7 protein-coding genes are annotated in these 21054 nt (G+C 44.9%); 6 read left to right on the forward strand and 1 reads right to left on the reverse strand.

Annotated features, from left to right (window positions below; genetic code table 11):
* Positions 1-98: 98 nt before the first annotated feature.
* Positions 99-1946, reverse strand: coding sequence for a M3 family metallopeptidase (locus AB6D58_RS22105; protein WP_136982570.1), 1848 nt, complete (start codon positions 1944-1946; stop codon positions 99-101).
* A 254-nt stretch (positions 1947-2200) separates the two neighbouring features.
* On the opposite strand from AB6D58_RS22105, the gene AB6D58_RS22110 reads away from it, so the two are divergent.
* Genes AB6D58_RS22110 through AB6D58_RS22135 form a run of 6 tightly spaced genes read left to right on the forward strand, consistent with a single transcriptional unit; the run spans position 2201 to position 20854 of the window.
* Positions 2201-14413, forward strand: a complete 12213-nt coding sequence (locus AB6D58_RS22110; RefSeq protein WP_372158507.1) for an Ig-like domain-containing protein — start codon at positions 2201-2203, stop codon at positions 14411-14413.
* A gap of 33 nt (positions 14414-14446) precedes the next feature.
* Complete coding sequence (locus AB6D58_RS22115) at positions 14447-16606, forward strand: type I secretion system permease/ATPase (RefSeq protein ID WP_372158509.1); 2160 nt, start codon at positions 14447-14449, stop codon at positions 16604-16606.
* Positions 16599-17924 (forward strand): HlyD family type I secretion periplasmic adaptor subunit, encoded by a 1326-nt coding sequence (locus AB6D58_RS22120; RefSeq protein ID WP_017059471.1) that lies wholly within the window; start codon positions 16599-16601, stop codon positions 17922-17924. Before AB6D58_RS22115 ends, AB6D58_RS22120 begins: the two co-directional genes overlap by 8 nt.
* Positions 17925-17958: 34 nt before the next feature.
* A complete protein-coding gene (locus AB6D58_RS22125) occupies positions 17959-19272 on the forward strand; it encodes a TolC family outer membrane protein (protein ID WP_102321358.1) in 1314 nt (437 codons plus the stop codon).
* Positions 19272-19910: an OmpA family protein gene (locus AB6D58_RS22130; RefSeq protein WP_017059473.1), complete on the forward strand. Its 639-nt coding sequence runs from the start codon at positions 19272-19274 to the stop codon at positions 19908-19910. Before AB6D58_RS22125 ends, AB6D58_RS22130 begins: the two co-directional genes overlap by 1 nt.
* Entirely contained in the window at positions 19910-20854 is a 945-nt protein-coding gene (locus AB6D58_RS22135) for a PstS family phosphate ABC transporter substrate-binding protein (protein WP_372158511.1), read from the forward strand. Before AB6D58_RS22130 ends, AB6D58_RS22135 begins: the two co-directional genes overlap by 1 nt.
* The last annotated feature ends 200 nt before the right edge of the window (positions 20855-21054 follow it).

Consider the following 21054-nt stretch of genomic DNA (forward strand, 5'->3'; position numbering starts at 1 on the left):
AGACTGTGACAGAGTCCTTCGGTAATTAGACCGTCAACCTCCCTCGGTAATCACATCACTACTCATTTTTGCCTTTTTCATTAGCATTAAAACTCAATCTATCGACCGTATTGCTCAATAATAAAGTGCTCAAAATCATCACACATTTGGTCATTCGACTTTGCATTATTCGCTAATTCAGTTGCTCCATCAACGATCGATACCTTCGCATTCAAATCCGCGACTGGTGCACGTTCTCTTGTCGACAGCTGTTTGATTTTTTGCTCCTCAATCGCCCAAGCTTCTTCTGGCAATAAGTTGCACTCGTCAGCGAGGTATTTTGCATTAAAACCTTCCCCAGTCAGGCTTTCGATTGTCCCATTATGATTCACGCTATTGCCTTGGTGCCAATAGTGCTTAGCTAACAAAGGGCCGATTTTTGGGTTGTCCGTTAAGTAGCCAAACTTATCGGTGAAATATGCACGAGTTTGATACACCGCCATATGAGCCAGCAGGTAACCTTGATACGCGCAAGACGCTTCATCCGACAACAGATGCGGGATCGCCATTAATGGGCGAGGGCTACAAGCTAATCCAAGAATCGTTTTCTCACTGCTACGAGCAAGAGCGGTGATCTTTTCAGGTGTCAGATCTTCATCCGCCAATTCGTAAAGTGCTCGCTCGAAATACGGAACCACTAAAATGCTGCGTTCTTGATAGGCTCTGAAGGGTTGTTTGTTATCGATGATTGCTTTGATTAACTCGTCAGGTACTGCTTGGCCATCTGCATTAAGCGCGTATTGTTTGAGCCAATCGGCGTCATTCAACAAGCTGTCGCAGAACATGGATTGAGTTTCGGCATAAGCCATCGAGGTTGGTGCAAATTCTTGAGAGAAACAAGGCGCGTTCATCTTAACGTTGGCGAAATGCGCTGCGTGGCCGCCCTCGTGAAATAGCGTGTTGATACCATCATAACCGCTGCCGATTTGGTCGGGCTTGGCGTTGCTCGTGAAGTTAACTTGAGCCGCTACCCAAGTGTCTTGATCGTAGAAAGAAGGGATAGGACCATGGCAGAAGCCATTAGGGTACTTACCTTTGCGATCAAGCAGATCCAATTTTAATGTCGCTTGAGAGTATTCGATGTTTAGGCGACCAAATGATTCAATCCAGCGTCGAAGTGACTTTGAGAATGGAACATAAGGATCAAGATCATTCATAACGTCACCTGCAAAAGAGTAGGTAAAGTTATGGGCTTGAAGTGCATTCTCGCCTTTCTGCTCAGCCAAATTGGCTAGGCTTTGCTGATGGCTATCACGCGTGCGTGCTTCGAAGTCATCCAGAATCGTAAACAGTTGTTCTGTCGTCATCTGTTCGGTTTTTACCACCGAGTAATCAAAGAAGGTTTTAAAACCCAGTGATTGAGCAAATTGGTTACGTTTTTTGATCAGTTCAATAAAGCCGTTAGCCAGCAGCCATTGCTCTAAATCTAATAGTGCTTGATGTGCAGAAAGCCTAACATGTTCATTACCATTACTTCTAACGGCTGAACCTAAAACGGGCAGTGACCCTTCTGTTTCATCGCCTGTTTCATTTACGTAAGTCATCACGTGATTCTGTTTTTTCTCAAACAGTTCAGCCTCAAACTTTATGAGTTCGGCTTTAAGCTTCTGTGACTGTTCAGACTCAATAGCGTGAGATCTAAAGGTCGCTAACCAACCATTCAAGCCTGTCAGTGTACTCTCTTTTTCGAGGGGATCTTGAATTTCATCGATAACAGCGAGTTGCGTTTCGATAGCAGTAATCTGTTCGGCAGAGCTAAGAAATTCCGTCCACTGAGTCTGCGCGAGTGTCGAACCATCGTGGTCGTCACTGATCCCCATATATGTATCCCAAAAGAAGTCTTCTTTCGCTTTATGAGTCGCAAGATACTTTTGATTCAATTGGTTGAGATAGTTCGTTGCAGTCATGACATTCCTTGAAAATTAACCAGTAATTTCAACATTATGACACATTCATTGAATGTATTTTGTGATGATAGATATAACTGAATGCAAGTCACAGCCTATCGGTTTACTTTACAGCGTATTAGTGATAATTAATTAACTGTTAATGATTTGTTGTTTGCTAGTATTAATTAGAAATAGTTCGCTGATTTATCCAGCCTTTTATTGAGTAAATTGATGTACTCAAGGTCAGCGTTTTTGTAAGGAAGAGTTTTAGGATGGATCCTATTTTATATATCGAAGTTGGTGGTGTTGTTTGGCAAGTATTCCCTGATGGTACTTGGCTTCAATTACCTGCTACGCAGCCAAAAGTTGAAGGCGTGCAAGTCGTCAGCATTGAACCTCAGAACTTACAAGAGGCTCAGCCCTTAACTGCACCACAAATCGCCGCAGTTGAACAACAGTTGGAAAAGGTGGTCACCGAACTCGTCAACAACATTGAAAGCGCACCTCAACAGCCTAACTCAGAAAATGACCAACCTAGTTCCAGCGCCTCTTTTATTGTTTATGTTCGTTCCACCTTAGATGAAACGCTCGCTGAGGCGGGTTTTGATACGCGTCCTGCAGAATATGCCGACGAAGATACAACCTCGAATGAGGGTAACCTTGATATTCTGTTACCTAGTGCACTATTAACCGTTGATATTTTGGATGGTGGAGACGGTTACGAAAATCAGTTTGAAGTACCAAGTGTCACGATTACGGGCACGGCAGTGGATGTTCGAGACGGGCGTACCGTTGTTCTGACCATCACTGATGTTAACGGAAACACAGTAACCACCACAGCCATCACAAGCGATGAAACGTATGTCGTCAATGGCGTCGACCTCTCTTCATTGGAGGAGGGGGATCTTCAAGTCGATGCTGTCATTGCTGATGATTTTGGCAATAGCATTGCAGCTAACGATTCCACAATCAAAGACACATTAGCCAACATTGAGGTTGACTTCGATGGCTTTGGTGATGAGTTTTATAACAAGTTTGAAGTAGAGAATGGCGCATTAGTTGGTACTGTAGTCAATGTTGAAGATGGACAGACTATTTCAATAACGATTACAGACAGTAACGGCTTATCTGTGAGTTACTCAACGGTAGTCTCAGGAAATAGCTGGACGCTCGAAAACCAAGATTATTCCAATTTCGCCGAAGGTGAACTCACTGTTGTTGCAAGCACCATAGATATTGCCGGAAACCCTACCACAGCAACGGATACCATAGAAAAAGATACGATTGACCGGATTCTCGTTCGATTTGATGGATTTGGTGATAACTATTATAACGAAAATGAAGTTGGCAAAGGTGCTCTGATTGGAGCGATCTTTAATGTCGAAGACGGCCAAGCTATTGATATTAAGATTACAGATAGCAATGGTTTATCTGTTGACTATACCACAGTTGTTTCTGGTAATTTTTGGAGCCTGAAAGACCAAGATTATTCTGGCTTTGCCGAAGGTGAGTTGACGGTTGTTGCTAGCACGACTGATGTTGCAGGCAATACTATTTCTTCTACCGATACAATTATCAAAGACACGTTAGTGAACATTGGTGTTGATTTTTCTGCCTCTGATGATGAGTTTTATAACCAAGCTGAAGTCTCTAATGGAGCCTTGGTTGGTACTGTGGCAAATGTGGAAGATGGTCAAACTATATCCATTACGATCACCGATGTTAGTGGCAAATCGGTTGATTATTCCACGGTTGTGTCTGGAGGTACTTGGACTCTGACTGGCCAAGACTATTCAGGTTTTGCTGAAGGTGAGCTAACGGTTGAAGCAAGCGTTACGGACGTTGCGGGCAATACAGCAACATCTAGCGATACCATCGTCAAAGATACACTAGTTAGTATTGGCGTCGATTTCTCTGCATCGGATGATGAGTATTACAACTCAGCAGAAGTGAGCAATGGCGCAGTGGTTGGAACGGTACTAAATGTTGAAGATGGGCAAACCATTTTCATTACTATTACGGATAGTGCTGGCACCTCGGTTGATTATTCCACGGTTGTGTCTGGTGGTACTTGGACTCTCACTGGTCAAGATTATTCAGCCTTTGCGGAAGGTACGCTAACGGTAGAAGCAAGCGTTACGGACGTTGCAGGCAATACCGCCACTTCTAGCGATACCATCGTCAAAGATACGTTGGCGGACATCAGTGTGGATTTTGATGGTTTTGGTGATGAGTATTACAACTCTGCCGAGGTCAGTAATGGCGCATTAGTTGGCACGGTGACCAATGTTGAAGATGGCCAAGAAGCTTCAATCACTATCACTGATGTTGATGGTAAATCAGAAAATTATACCGCGATAGTTTCTGGTGGTGAATGGACATTAGTCGGCCAAGACTATTCGGGTTTTGCAGAAGGTATCTTGACTGTAGAGGCTACAGTTAAGGACGTTGCAGGCAATACTGCTACTTCTAGCGATACTATCGTCAAAGATACGTTGGCGGACATCAGTGTGGATTTTGATGGTTTTGGTGATGAGTATTACAACTCTGCCGAGGTCAGTAATGGCGCATTGGTCGGCACGGTTACCAATGTTGAAGATGGTCAAGAAGTTACTATCACCATCACCGATGTTGATGGCAAGTCAGAAAATTATACCGCGACAGTCACTGGTGGCGAATGGACTCTCACAAGTCAAGATTATTCAGCCTTCGCTGAAGGCACTTTAACGGTAGAAGCCACGGTTACAGACATTGCGGGCAATACAGCGACCTCCAGTGACACAGTTGTCAAAGATACGTTGGCGGACATCAGTGTCAATTTTGATGGTTTTGGTGATGAATATTACAACTCTGCCGAGGTCAGTAATGGCGCATTAGTTGGCACGGTGACCAATGTTGAAGATGGCCAAGAAGCTTCAATCACTATCACCGATGTTGATGGCAAGTCAGAAAATTATACCGCGACAGTTACTGGTGGTGAATGGACATTAGTCGGCCAAGATTATTCAGCCTTCGCTGAAGGCACCTTAACGGTAGAAGCTACGGTTACCGACATTGCGGGCAATACAGCGACCTCCAGTGACACAATAGTCAAAGATACGCTGGCAGACATCGATGTCGATTTTGATGGTTTTGGTGATGAGTATTACAACTCCGCCGAAGTGAGTAATGGCACTTTGGTCGGAACGGTGACCAATGTTGAAGATGGCCAAGAAGTTTCAATCACCATCACCGATGTTGATGGTAAGTCAGAAAGTTATACCGCGATAGTTTCTGGTGGCGAATGGACATTAGTCAGCCAAGACTATTCGGGTTTTGCTGAAGGTACGCTAACAGTAGAAGCAAGTGTTACAGACGTTGCGGGCAATACTGCTACTTCTAGCGATACCATCGTTAAAGATACGTTAGCGGACATCAGTGTGGATTTTGATGGTTTTGGTGATGAATATTACAACTCTGCCGAGATGAGTAATGGTGCACTGGTCGGCACGGTGACCAATGTTGAAGACGGTCAAGAAGTTTCAATCACTATCACCGATGTTGATGGCAAGTCAGAAAATTATACCGCGACAGTGACTGGTGGCGAGTGGACTCTAACTGGCCAAGATTACTCTGCCTTCGCTGAAGGTACGCTAACAGTAGAAGCAAGCGTTACGGACATTGCCGGTAATACGACAACTTCTAGCGATACCATAGTCAAAGATACGTTAGCGGACATCAGTGTCGATTTTGATGGTTTTGGTGATGAGTATTACAACTCTGCCGAGGTCAGTAATAGCGCATTAGTTGGCACGGTGACCAATGTTGAAGATGGCCAAGAAGTTTCAATCACTATCACCGATGTTGATGGTAAGTCAGAAAGTTATACCGCGATAGTTTCTGGTGGCGAGTGGAGTCTCATTGGTCAAGATTATTCAGCCTTCGCTGAAGGCACGCTAACAGTAGAAGCTACGGTTACGGACATTGCGGGTAATACTGCAACTTCTAGCGATACCATCGTCAAAGATACGCTAGCGGATATCAGTGTCGATTTTGATGGTTTTGGTGATGAGTATTACAACTTAGCCGAAATTACTAATGGTGCCTTGGTTGGCACGGTTGAGGATGTTGAAGACGGTCAAACGATCACTATTACCCTTACCGATAGCCTTAATGTCTCCCAAGTTTATACGACCACAGTAGTTGGCGGAAATTGGACGCTGACAGGTCAAGACTATTCGGGGTTTGCAGAAGGAATCTTAACCGTAGAGGCTAGCGTTACGGATGTTGCGGGCAATACTGTTACTTCTAGCGATATAATCGTTAAGGATACTCTGGCAAGTATCACAGCAAAATTCGATGATGCCGACAACATACTCAACACTGAAGAGGTTCAATCTGTTCGTCTACAAGGTGTTGTTCAAAATGTAGAAAATGGACAGCCTATTACCGTCACAGTTTCGGATAGCAATAATCAGTCTATCACGTTACAAACCGTAGTTGTTGCAGGGGCTTGGAGCATCGATGATGTCGATCTGTCTGCATTTGCGGATGGCAACATTACCGTAGAAGCAGTTACCGTTGATATTGCAGGTAATGAAACAACGGGCACAGACTCGACAGGAAAAATTGATACCGTCCCACCTGTTATCGATATTGATACCTTATCTGGTTTCAACATCTTAGATTTTCGTAGTGGTGATTTAACCACCATGCAGGGTACGACCGATGTTTCCGAAGGTTTACCTGTCTACATAGAGATCAATGATGGTACGCAAACGCTGACTTTTGAAGGTGTAGTTGATGCGTCCGGTGGCTGGCTAGTTGAGAATATTGATGTCTCTAGCTTAGACCCATCTACTGAGTGGATTATCGATGCGAGAGTTGTTAACTCGATTGGTAATGAAGTCAGTGATGACATGCCAAGTATTATACTGCCAGATTCAGTCTCATTTTCTGAAAGTACGGTTGGTATCTTTGGAGATCAAACCCAAGTCGCTGACATCAATATTCAGTTTGCTGACGAGTTCGCTTTTAGTGCAAACCAAGTCTCTGCCGAGGGAGTGACGTCTCAAGGTCAATCTATCGCTATTGCATTAGAGTCTGACGGCCAAGTGCTCAAAGCAACACGAACCGATGGAACACTGGTTTTCGAAGCTAAGATTGTTGGAGATACCGTTGAGATCTCCTTTTACCAAGCGGTTGACCAACAGGCTGGTGAAGAGTTACTTCAAACTTCGATTGTTATCGAAGGACTTCAAATAGATGATGATGGAACTACTGAGCTAGTTTTAGGTGAACTACCAATTACGATTTTAGATTCCGAGCCTTTGTTGTTCGGCGAGTCATACTCGATGGTTGAAGGTGAAACATCGTCAGGCAACGTTCTCAGTAATGACATTGACCTTGATACCGCACTGACGATTAGTAGCGTCGAAGTAGGGGGAATCAGTAAAGACATTTCAGGTGCAACTCCTGCGGTGTTTAATACCGGGGATGGGGTATTGACCGTATTTGCTAATGGACAGTGGACCTTTGAAGCAAATCGAAATCTAGATCATAACCAAGAACATACCGTTACCTTCAATTACGTTGCCGCTGACTCTAGTGGTGATTTTGGTTCTGCAACGGCGACCATTGATATCACTGATGGTGCGGCAGGACAGATATTGGATGATTCGAAAACGGTGACGGAAGTCGACGTGACCTCTGGTTCGCAAACCATCAATGCTCAATTTACGATATTAGGTGGTTCGGATAACCCAGACCCCGATTCTATACAATTTAGCTCAGAGACCGTCGCGCAACTAGAAGCATTAGGTATCACTTCGGGGGGCGATTCTACGGCACTTTCTTACACCCTCAGCGCTGACGGTCGTACTATTACAGCTAAGCAAGGTGACGATGATGTGTTCTCGTTTTCAATGACGACAACGGTCGACGGGAATAATGTACTTGCTGATATTGTGTTTGTGATTGAACACCCACTCGATCATGTTCTTACCAGTGATTTACTCACGATTCCGTTGAATATTATTGGTACAGATACTGATGGCACTGCTTTAGAAAACGGTCAAATATCATGGGTGGTAGAGGACGGTAATGATCCGAGTTTGGTTCTTGATTCAAATGCTTCAGTCAACGAGTCGGATCTAAGCAATGATCCTATCGGTGAAGTCAGTAGCACCGGAACCTTCAGTGTTGGGATTGGCAGTGATTACTTAGACAGTGTGTTCTTTGATCTAGCAGATCAACCTCAGCTCTTCAGCGGCGGTGAACAGATTTATTACACTGTTTCTGAGGATGGAACATTATTGACTGGCTACGCCGGACCAGTAGTGGGTGGCGATGTTGCCTTTACTGTGAGTTTTGCCGCGCCCGCATCCGGTGATGTAGACAGCAGTGTGGATTATGTCTTCACTCTTTATAAAGGCTTAGATCAAACCAATGGTACGGATTCTCTTCCTTTTACCGTTACTGCTCGCGATTCAGATAATGATGAAACCAAACTAGACCTTAACATCTCTATTACTGACGGTGGTGAACCGTTTATTGGAAGTGGAACTGTTGAACTATCTGAAACCCCTATCGCCAATACGACACCAGATAGTGTAAAACAAAGCGCAGTGGTAAATTTGGATATCACGGCATCGCATGATCCTATCGTTTATCTTGGTATTGATGTGACAAACGGTCAGGCGGTTTTAGATGGTGATGGGGAAGCCGTTACTCATAATGGTGAAGCTTTAACTTGGAGAGACAATGGTGACGGCAGTTTCGATGCGATATTAAGTAATGGCGATGTCATTATGCAGATTCGTCTACCTTCGGACTATTTCCTAGAAGCCAATGCCTCCGGTACAGTTGCCGTTGAGATTGATCTATATCGCTCTATTGACCATGGCACTGGGTTAAAAGATACCGAATTGAATATACCGACAACGGTTGTCGTTATTGATTCAGACGGTTCGCGATCCACTCAAGAGTCAGATATTAAAATATACGATGGTAAGGATCCTGCATTCTCGATTGTAGGCAGCATATCTGTCGATGAAGATGGACTCATTGGTGACAAGGAACAAACAGGGACTGAAGAACCAAGTCCATCGATAGCTATTATCCAAGGATCGGACGATATCGCATCCGTTTCAATCAACATCGATGCTTTTGATGCCCTCGGTTACAGCAGTGGCGGACGAGCGATATCTTTGCAAGAAGTGAATGCCGATGGCTGGTATTACGCTCAAGATACGTCGGGTAACGATATCTTCCGAATTCGTTTTAACAACGATGGCACTACAGAGTTCAATCTGTATGCGCCGCTCGATCATGCAACGGGTGATGGTGAAAACAACCTAGCTGTGAATTTTGAACTGGTTATCACTGATGTCGATGGTGATAGCTCTGATCCTGCTATCTATTCAGTCAACGTTACGGATGCGGTTCCAACTTCACGAAGCGGTTCTATTGAAATGGTTGAGGGTGATGACCTCAATGGACAGTTCCTAACCGAAGAGTTCGCAGGTGCCGATGGCGCAACCATTGTAAGTTTTGACTATCGCGGTACTACCTATACCTTTGATAACGCAGGCACTCCTATCACGATTAATCTAATTAATGATTATGATGGTGGGTCTACTTACGGTCAGTTTACGCTTTCTTCAGATGGTAGCTACCAGCTGACTACAAATCCCAATGTATCAACAGACCCGGCAGATCCTAAGATCGTCGATGACATCGATTATCTGGTGCGAGATGCGGACGGTGATAAAGTTACCAGTACTGCTGAGCTTATTCTGGATGATAACGAAGGTTTTATTCGTTATGAAGATTCTGAAACCACAGAAGACAATGACGCGATTATCGTTGTAAGTGTGGCAACCGGCGATGTCGACCAAAGCGAAACCGTTACTGCTATCGAGTTCTCAGAAGCATCGCTAAACGGTGGTAGCTTGTACCTTGATGGGGTGTTGCTTCAAGTTGTAGACGGCAAGGTCACCTTGTCTGGAAGTCAATTGGCAGCGATTGATAGTCAGTTCACTGGGCCTAATGGACAGTTGACTTATCGTCCCGCGCTTCATGAATCCAATACCACCTCAACGGTTATCCTAGCGATCAACGCAATCATTAGCACTGATACGGATCCTAAAGAACTGACGGCTGATGTTGCAGTGTCTGTTTTACCGGTGGCTGATGCACCGGATTGGTCGGCTTCCGTATTCTCCTATCATTCAGTAGAAGATGACTCAGACCCAGTCAGTTTGGACATAACAGCTCAGCTGGTGGATCAAGATACGTCAGAAACATTGAGCTACCAGATTAGTGGGATTCCTGACGGCTTGAATTTGACGTTAAATGGCAACGCAGTCAAAGAAGGGAAATCTTACACACAGGCTCAGATTGATAAAATGGAAATCAGGGCTGACGACAACCTAGCGGGTCGCTTTGAGTTTGAGATTACTGCGGTTGCAACAGAGTCTGGCAATTCATTCGCTGACCCAGATGATAAAACGGCAAGTATTGTACATACCGTTACTGTCGATATTTCACCTGATGCTGATACTCCTCATGTGTCTGTTAAAGACTACAAGGGACTAGAGGATGAAGCTATTTACCTCAAAGACGTTATTGAAGGCGCTTTGGCGGACACCGATGGTTCTGAATCGTTAAGTTATATTATCCAAGTTCAAGATGGCTGGTCTGTTGAAGGTGATGGTACCGCAAAGATAGGCAATAATTCCTATTCAGTCACTGCCGAAGCTATCGCCAATGGTGTTGCTTATATTCAGCCTAAAGAAGACGTCAGTTCCTTTACTGAAGATCTGTCAATAGACGTAACAGCAATAGCGACTGAGTCGACGATCGATTCACTTATTCCTATCAATGGGCAAGCGTCAAGTGATACAAAAACCATCAATATCTTTTTGAAAGGTGTTGTGGATGAACCTATCGCGGTAGACGGTGGTAATGGTCATTGGCAATACGACAGTGACAGTAAAGTCATCAGCAACCAATCGGTCTTGAATGAAGATGGGTTAATACAGCTCGACTTCCTCATACAAACGACGGATGACGATGTTTCAGAAGAGATCAACATACTGCTTACTAACATTCCTGAAGGCACTTTGCTGGTGGATGCGTTGGGTGAACCAGTCTCGCTGACGATTGCGTATGTTGATGATGTGACAGGGCCCGTATTCCAAGTTTCTAACGCTCAACTGGATGATCTGTATCTCAAGCCAGTTCTTGATTTTAGTGGTGAATTAGAACTCACTGTTATTGCTATCTCAACTGAGCCCGATGGTGATTCGGGCGAGTTTCCTATGACACTTAAAGTAGAGCTAGCGCCGGTCGTTGATCAAGAAGACGGTCAAGTGGTCAGTACTCAAGGCATCGAAGACAGTCAAATCGGCCTGAACCTTGAACCTTCAGTGAATCAGGATATTGATGGCAGCGAATCCTTGACGGGATATGTCATTGATAGCCTACCTGCAGATCTCACTCTTTATTTTGATGGGAGTGTTATTCAGGTCCCAGCTTCAGGCTTAGATTTGGATACTCTACTGGACTCAACAACGCCAACGCTTTCGGATCTTCTAAGCAGCGGCAGGCTTTCTGTTACAGCGACAGAAGATTTAAGCGGAACATTCTCAATTCCTATCACCTATGAAGTCACGGATACCTCTCCAACTGGTGCAACGGATATTAAAGATATTACTGGTTCTATTAGCGTGACTGTAGATGCTCGTGTCGAGCTAGATACTCGATTAGAAGGTTCTACAGAGCTGTTACAGAGTACAGACGGCTCGCCTGTTGATATCTCTAACGCCGTGACGTTCGTCGACGCGGATATCGATGGGTCAGAGTACCTCGATTATATTTTGATCGAGATTCCCGACGGCTATTCGTTGATTGTTGAGCACCCTAATGGTGCCGCTCAAGATAGCTCTGGGAATTGGATCATATCTGCGGATGGGTTAACGAGTGACTCTTTCCAAGAACTCGCAGCGTACATTTTAGATAATGCGACGATTTCCAGCCCAAGTGATACTCCGGTACTGGATATTGTGGTTCGTGCTCGTGTGATTGATGGTGATGATGCGAGATATATTGATGCGACTTTCCCGCTGCAAATTACTGGTCATGACGGCGGTGGCGGTTCTTGTGACCCTGTTGGCCCACCAAGCCCGATTCAACCCGATGGCGAAATTAAAACACCTGAAGGGGAAGATATTGATCTCACTGGCTTGCTAAACACCGATGTTGGCAGTGATCCAGACAATGAAATCTCTTTCTATATTCCTGCCGATTCACTTCCTGAAGGCGTTGAGATCTCCGGTGATGGTGTGATTGCTGAATACGATGCTTCTGGTGAGATCGTCGGTTATTCAATCACTGCAGATGGACTTTCGAAACTAACGTTAACGGGCTTGGATGAAGATTTTGCAGGGTGTATTGATTTCACCATAGAGACAATTGAGACCTCACCATGTAGCGGTGATACGGTGACGACGGCCCAAACCATTAGTATCCAAGTTCTGCCTGTGGTCGATGACATTACGGTTGAAGCCGACTCCACAACCATTCAAGAAGACATCGCGACAGACCTTAACCTTGAACTGGTTCTTGGTGATAGCGTTGAAGATGGACAATTAATCACTGGTGAAGGCAATAGCGCTACCGGTAAAGAAACCGTTAACTCTCTAACGGTGAGCATTTCGAATGGAGCGACCTTGTCTGAAACTCCAACTGACACCGGGTTGTTAGTTGATAATGGCGATGGGACTTGGACGGTCACAGACCCTAGCCGTTTGAGTGATGTGTTAGTTACGCCACCTGAGCATTACAGTGGTGAAATTACCCTCACTGTGACAGCAAATATTACCGATGAAGCGGATTGCGTGACAGAAACGGATACGCAAGATAAAACGACGGTCGTGACTATTACTGTTGAGCCAGTCGCTGATGCGGCGAACTTGATAACAGAGGATATTATCGGAGATGAAGATAATTACATTTCGTTGTCATCACTTAGCGCAGAGCTGATTGACCAAGATGGTTCTGAAAACATGTCGCTTTCGTTGAAGGGAGTTCCTGAAGGCGCAGTTGTCGCGATTAAAATCGGAGACAACTATGAGTTGGTTCCAAACAATGGTGCTGATGGCGGTACCTTCGATGGAAACCCTACCTATGAGTGGCAGTTAGATCCAAGTCAGTTATCTAATCTAGTCATTCTGCCACCAAGAGACTTTAGTGGTGACATTAATCTGTCTCTAGAGGCGATTACTCAAGAAATTGGTACGACGGATATCCGTTATACACAATCTGAATTTACTGTAGGTGTTAACCCTATAGGTGACAAAGTTGAGTTCTTCGATTTACCTGAACAGCTCACTGGAAGTGAAGATGATGGCATCGTGATTCCTCTTGATGCCAATAGCTTTGAAACTAACAGTGATGAGTTTTTAGCAATTACGGTAACAGTGAATGGAACTTCGGACCCATCAGGGTTAGTTGGGTTAGACCGAATTCGAATTGGATCAGAAACCAGTTCTTTCACCAGTGTTGGTGGCATCATACAGGCGACGATCCTCGTTAAAGCAAGTTCTGTTGATGAGCTCGAATTCTTTGCAGGCGATGCGTTTGGTAACCTCGATATTACGATTACCGGCCGAACGGTTGATCAAAATACGGTACTCGGTGAGTTAGTGGTCGACACGGGTGACCCGAGCTCGCAAGACATGACGCTTATTATCACACCAGAGCCTGATGCACCGTTATTGAGCGTTGAATATTCTTCGATCGTGGCAGAAGCAAGTGGCACGATTCCTCTTGGTTTAGACCTTTCTCTTGTAAACCCTGCTGATTCAGAAGTGGGCTTCATTACAATTCATGATATTCCCGCAGGTTTGACGTTCTCACACGGCTCTATGGTCTATGGTCAATATGTGGTGGACTTGGCAGATGTGCCTAACCTAGCGATTACCGGGGGCTACAACAGTGGTGATCAATTTGACCTAACGATAGAGCCGTCTGCAGAGATAGGCAATAACCAAGCGGTCGGGTTACCCCAAACCGTATCGATTGAGTTTGTCGCTGAAGGGGATTCTACGATTACCGCGACAGATGATAACGATCTGTTGATTGGCGGTACAGGCTCTGACAATTTTGTGTTCGCATCTTCAGGCTTAGGGAGTGCAGAAGCACCAAGCTACGATGTGATTCAAGATTTTGATGCGTCTCCAGACACTGATGCAATTGACCTCTCGGGTATTTTGGGAAGCCTAGGGCTTAATACAGGGCTAGGGGCAACACAATATCTAGATTTAGAAGAATCTGGTGAAGGTGTGACCATTTCTATTAAACCTAATGGTGACGAAGACGTTCAACAAAACATCTTGCTAGCTGATGTCACGTACGACGATCTGTATCAAGGTGACAGTAGCAGTGCATTAGAAGCACAAATTTTACAAAAAATGATAGAAGACAATAATTTAACGCTGTAAGTTAGATGTACAGTCTATAAAAGGAAGTTTAGATTGGTAGAACAAAAAGACAGCTGGCTAGCTTGTGTTGAGTGGTTGTGTGAGCATTTTAATGTTCGCAGTCACCCTTCCAAAATAGTGTCTGGCCTACCTTTAAATGAAGGCAGGCTCAATGAATCCCTTTTTCCAAGAGCGATTGAGAAATCGGGGTTAACGCTGAGCCACGTTAAAAAAGAATTATTGAATCAATGTCAGTTCCCTGTTGTTGCTGTTGAGTCCGCGACAGGGTCTCCTCTTGTCGTAACCCAAAGCTCCGTTGGCGACTTTCAAGTATTGAATTGTGAATCCAACTTAAGCCAACAAATTCTCCTTAAAGACTTAGTCATTAAAGTGGATGCATTTGTTTGGCAAGTGGGTGCTCAAGCGCTTGATGACGCCCGTGTTCAGGCACATGAGCGCAATGACAGTAAATCCAACACCCGTTGGTTGTGGCGGGTGGTCAAAGAAGTGAAGCCTTGGTATCGCGATCTGTTTATCGCTTCGTTCTTGATCAACGTGCTTGCGCTAGTGGTTCCGTTATTTACCATGAATGTTTACGACCGTGTTGTGCCAAACCAAGCGTTTAACACGCTTTGGGTATTAGCAGCAGGCGTTGGTATCGTTGTTATTTTTGATTGGGTATTGAGAAGCTCACGAAGCTCTGTGACTGATATGGCTGGGCGCTATATTGATAACAAGTTGTCTTCTCAGCTGTTCTCGAAAGTCCTTGGTATGAAGCTCGAAAATCGACCTCAATCGGTAGGCGCATTTGCCAGACAGCTTCAAGACTTCGATAGCGTGAAAGATTTCTTCACTTCTATCTCGTTAGTCACTTTAGTCGATCTGCCATTCACTTTGTTATTCCTACTGCTTATCGGCTGGCTCGGTGGCGCAATGATGTTCATACCTGTCGCGATCATGCTTGTTTTGATTGTGCTGAGCATCGCGATGAAAGGCAAGGTCGAGAAAACATTCGATGAAACCGCACGTCTCTCGACACAAAGACAAGCCCAGCTGTTTGATTGCTTAACAACCCTTCCGGATATCAAGCAAAACAATGCTGAGGGTATTACCCAGAAGCGTTGGGAACAGACGATTTCGTCGCTCTCTCAATGGCAGACTCAATCTCGTCATTACTCCAATATCGTGACGCACTCTATTCAGTCCAGTCAGCAGATCGTTACCATCACTCTGATCATCTTCGGCGTGTATCAGATCTCTGAAGGCTTGCTGAGTATGGGTGGTTTGATAGCCGTTGTGATGTTGAGTGGGCGCGCTGCAAGTTCGGTGAACCAGCTTTCTCTTCTATTGCTGAGGTTCCAGCAAACACGTTCGGCCGTTGAAGGGCTGAATCAGATTATGGAGCTACCTCAGGAAGAGTCCAAACACCAAGTTATCGACAAAGGAGACTTTGATGGTGGGGTTAGGTTAGATGAAGTGACGTTTACTTATCCAGAGACTCAAAGCCCTGCATTAAAGGAGATTTCCCTAGAGATCAAACCGGGTGAGCGAGTTGGTCTTGTCGGTGCGGCAGGCGCGGGTAAAACAACCCTACTATCGATTGTTGCGCGCCAGTATTTGCCAACAACAGGACAAGCTTTTTATCAAGATATTGATGGGCAATTATGGCCAACCAGTGTTCTACGTAGTGGCATGGGTTGGGTAGGGCAAACCACTAATCTTATTTTTGGCAGTGTTTACGACAACGTTACGCTTGGTGCGACCAACGTTGATGAAGAAAAGCTAAGACAAGCTCTTCAACAGTCGGGTTTGAATGGTTACATGGGGCGCCTAAGCAATGGCCTTGAAACACCTGTCGGTGAGGGTGGTCGGTTACTTTCTGGTGGTCAGCGCCAAGCCGTTGCCATTGCGAGAGCTCTGTATCGTTGTCCAAAGTTATTGATCATGGATGAGCCCACCAGCGCGCTAGATAATCAGGCCGAGATTCAGTTCTTTAATGCACTTCAAAGTATGCCGAGAGAAACCTCAATGCTAATCAGCTCCCATAAGTCTTCATTCTTGATGATGTGTGATCGAGTGATTGTATTGGATAAAGGTCAAATCGTGGCAGAAGGTGAACCTAAAGAAATTCTCTCTTTACAGAAGAAAAGTGTACCTAAAGGTACGAGCCGGTTTAAGACGGTATCTGTGGTGAAGGGAGGTCGTCATGAGTAATGATATTCAATGGACCAACAACCACTTAGCATTCCGCTCTCGAAAGCTGATTTGGTTGAGTGCTCTACTCATTGTATCAATTATCGGTTGGGCTACGTGGGCAACATTAGAAGAAGTCGTGATCGGTGAAGGTAAAGTCGTTCCAAGTCTTTCGGTGCAAACAATTCAGAGCTTAGAAGGTGGACTGGTTCAAGAGATCATGGTGCGACAAGGCCAATCTGTAGTGAAGGGGCAACCTCTAGCTAAGTTAGAAGACACACGTTTTAAGGCGGCGTTTTTAGAGTCGGCTCAACAAGCGGATACCTTGCTTGCTCAGCAATTAAGATTAAAGGCTGAGCTGTCGACGGTCGTTTTAAATAACGATGCGAAAGAGTGGTATGAGCGAGTGGTCTTGGTGCCTCAAGATATTGCGGTTGATGTATCAAGCCACCCTGCGTTAATGAATGCCAAGGCGAACTACCGAGAACGTTTAGGACAGTTGAAGTCTGAACTGGAAGAGGCGGCACTTCGTATCGAGCAACAAGACCAAGCTCGTGTCGATACGTTTAACAATATCCAGACTCTTGAAAGCAGCCTCGAGATTGTGATTCGTGAGCGCAACATGCTGAAAGACGTAGTAGCGAGCGGTGCTGTTGCGGAAGTTGAGCTACTTAAACTCAACCGTGATGTAGTCAAACTCAAAGGTGATATTGCTAGCTCAAAAGTAGCAGCGCAGAAGCAGATAGCTGCCTACTCAGAGTCGATAGCGGATCATCGAAGTATCGCTTTAGATTTTCGTACCAAAGTGCAAGGCCAGTTGAATGAAGTGGCGAGCAAGATAGCGCAGCTGAACGAAAGCCAGCAGGCGATTGCCGACCAACTCAAGCGTACTGAAATTGTCGCGCCCGTTGATGGCACAGTCAAAGAGATCTTTGTGCGTACCATTGGTGGTGTAGTTCGTCCCGGCGAGCCGATCATTGAGATCATTCCATCAAACAGTGACCTGATTGTTGAAGCGAGAATCTCTCCGCAAGATATTGCGTTTGTTCATAACGGGTTAGGTGCAACAGTGAAATTCACGGCCTACGATTTCGTCATTTATGGCGGACTTAAAGGCGAGGTGATTTACGTGAGTGCCGACGCCTTACAAACGGAAGACGGAAACGCCTATTATCGTGCCCATATTCAGTTAAACGAAGACCAGCAACAAAACTCTGCCTTTAGCATTATCCCAGGGATGCAAGTCGCGGTCGATATATTAACCGGAGAGAAAACAGTATTGAGTTATTGGTTAAAACCTATTTTACGAGCTAAGGAAAACTCACTTCGTGAACGATGAAGTGGGTTAAAGCATAAATATAAAAGGAAGTGTAATGCATTCAAAATTCTTACTCTCTTCTTGCTTGCTAATGAGTGGGCTGTCTCAAGCAGCTTCATTAGAAGAGTCCGTGGCCTTTGCCATCGACTATAGCCCAGAGATATTGGCGCAATACTCCCGATACCAATCGGTGGTCAGAGACGGAGACGCTGCGAGTGGTTTGTATATGCCACAAGTGAACTTGTACGCGGCAGCAGGCTATGAAGAGACACGCTACAACAGTGGCAGCAAACTCGATAGCGATGATAGAGGCCTAACGAGAACGGAAATTGGCGTTAAAGTATCCCAGTTACTATTCGATGGTTTTAAAACGACCTCGAATGTCGATCGACTGACGTTCGAAGCAGAAGCTGAGCGTCTAACTCTGATTTCGCGAGCTGAAAACGTATCGTTAGATGTGGTGAGAAATTACCTCGATATCCTAAAAGCAGAGACGCTACTTGAATTGTCTAAGCGTAATGTAAAAGAGCACCAAGAGATCTATCAAGATATCCAAGATAAAAAGAGCAAAGGCTTGAGTAGCAACTCGGATCTGGCTCAAATCTCCGCCCGTGTCGCGACCGCGCAGTCTTCACTTATCGCCGCTCAGAACAACCTGTTTGATTTGCAAACTCAGTATCTACGCTTGGTTGGCAAACCTGCGGTGAACTTGGTTTACCCCCGGTTTGATTACGCTCTATTACCAAGCTCAGCACAGGTCGCACTTGAACAAGCTGTCGAGAATCACCCTGAAATCAAAGCCTCTTTGCTTGATATTGATGCCGCTCGTAAAGAGATGCGCCGTGAGAAGGGGGATTACTACCCAGAGCTAAAACTTGAGCTTCATGCGAACAAGAATGACAACGTATCTAACCCTCCAGGCGGTGTCGATGAAGATGCACGTATCATGTTGACGATGGATTATGACCTGTTTAATGGCTTCTCTACCGACTCTAGGGTTGAGTCGTCAGCTTGGCGAGTGGAAGAAGCAAGGGCGATCCGATTACGAACAGAGCGTGAGGTTAGAGAAGGTACACAACTGGCTTGGAACGCTTACAAAATGCTTGAGCAGCAAAAATCCTTACTTCAACAGAACGTTGATGCAGCGAAAATTGCAGAGCTTGGCTATATCCAGCAATTCAATGTTGGCAGACGAAGCCTTCTTGATGTACTGGATGCAAAAGTAGAAGTGTTTTTGGCTCGAAGAAATTTCATTAGCACTGAATATGATCAAACGTTAGCGGCGTATCGAGTGTTAAATGCGATGGGTATGTTGACGTATGCGTTGAGGATTGAACATCCAGAAGAGTGGCAAGGGGAGAATAAGTAATGAGATACTTTAAACTAGCGCTACTTAGCTCTATCTTGCTAATGGGATGTGCAGAAACGCCTGATACGACAATGACGCGCCATCAAATTGATGACTTAGCGGATAATGACCGAGATGGTGTGATTAACCAGCGAGATCTATGTGCCGATACGCCAGAAGGTGTAACGGTAGACATTAAAGGGTGTGCTAATTGGAAAATTGTCGAAGATGTTGAAGTATTAAGTGTGGCATTTGATTTTGATAAGTATGACCTTAAACCTGATCATACCGCTGTATTAAATGAGTTGGTGCGTTTACTAGGAGAGCAGCCTGATGCTTCGGTTACCTTGGTCGGAGATACCAGTGCTGAAGGTACAAACGTTTATAACAAAGCATTGGCCAAGAAAAGAACTGGCGTGATTCGAGACGCATTGATTGATAGAGGCATCAATGGTGAGCGAATCTTCGAACAAGAGTTTACTCAGATAACCAGCTTAACTCAGCACCTTCACAAGCGTAAGCGCAGAACGATTGCGGTGATTAAGACAGAAAGCATGGAAGTGAATCCATCTTGGAACATCTTCACTTCAGAAATGCAGCTCGATAGTAATAGCGATGTTGAGTCTAAAACGTCGATTGATCCAGTAGGAGGCCAGTAATGAAACGTCTATCGAATAAATCGGGCTTACTGCTTGCTGCTGTACCTATGTTGTTCTCTGCATCGACATTTGCGAATGATGCCAGTGACATTGGTTTGGTCGCGATTGAGCCGAATATGCAGGGGCTTGTAGAAGATCTGCTTAAGAGCCAAGAGATCGACTTAGAAATCTTGTTGAGTGACAGCGTCCCAGAACAGATGATCATGCAGCGCTCGCGTGTTGGTATCACTTCCCAAAAGTGGACTGACAAAGAGATGGCTAGGTTTGATATGCGTTACGGTTATAGGCCAACAGAGCTGATGTTTACCGCTGACGTGATTGCGATTCTAGCCAATGAAAATAACCCTGCGACATCAATCACCGTCGCTGAATTAATTGATGTGTTTGGTTGTTCTAACGATCCTAAACATCCAAAATGGTCAGCAAGTAGTGATATTCGTAACGGTGAAAGCCTAGATACTCATATGTTGCCCTTTGCCATTGATCACAACCTGAAAGGCCATACTACCTTTTCAAGTTGGGTCGAATGTGGAACAGAAGGAGAATATGCCCATACTCAGTTCTTAGCGGATTTACCTGATCTGATTAATAAGATTGAAGACGAAGATGCCGCCATTGGTTACACCGTTTACTCAGATCAGATCTCTGATGTGAAATGGTTGAGCGTGGTTGATAACCTAGGTGTGAACTACGACCTAAACAAAGAAACGATCCTCTCTGGTCGTTACCCGTTAGCAACGGTTTATTACATGTACTTGAATATTCCAGCGCATCGCAAAGGCTTTACGGAACAAGAAGAGTTCTTTGTTGGGCTTACCTTGTCACAAGATCATCAAGTCGTTTTGAACCAATACGGCTTCATCAGCTTGCCGCCAGAAGCTATTCAACGTAACAAAGTCAGATTGTCGCTTGAAGAGCCTGCTATTGAAGGTGGCTACAAGTAATAGGTATGCCATGTTGTAACTGTTGTGGGAGAGTGATATTCTCTCTTTCGTAATGGTTCTCAACGTGACGGATTACGTTATTCGGTGATGAAATTATCTAGCGGGCATGTATGCCCGTTTTTTTTCGCCTAAAATTTGCGACTCGAGCAGTTGTTTGTCGTTTGGTCACGTATAATGGACACTTCATATAGCGCTAAATA

Source organism: Vibrio sp. 10N.239.312.D08 (genome assembly GCF_041466145.1).
GTDB lineage: Bacteria > Pseudomonadota > Gammaproteobacteria > Enterobacterales > Vibrionaceae > Vibrio > Vibrio crassostreae_C.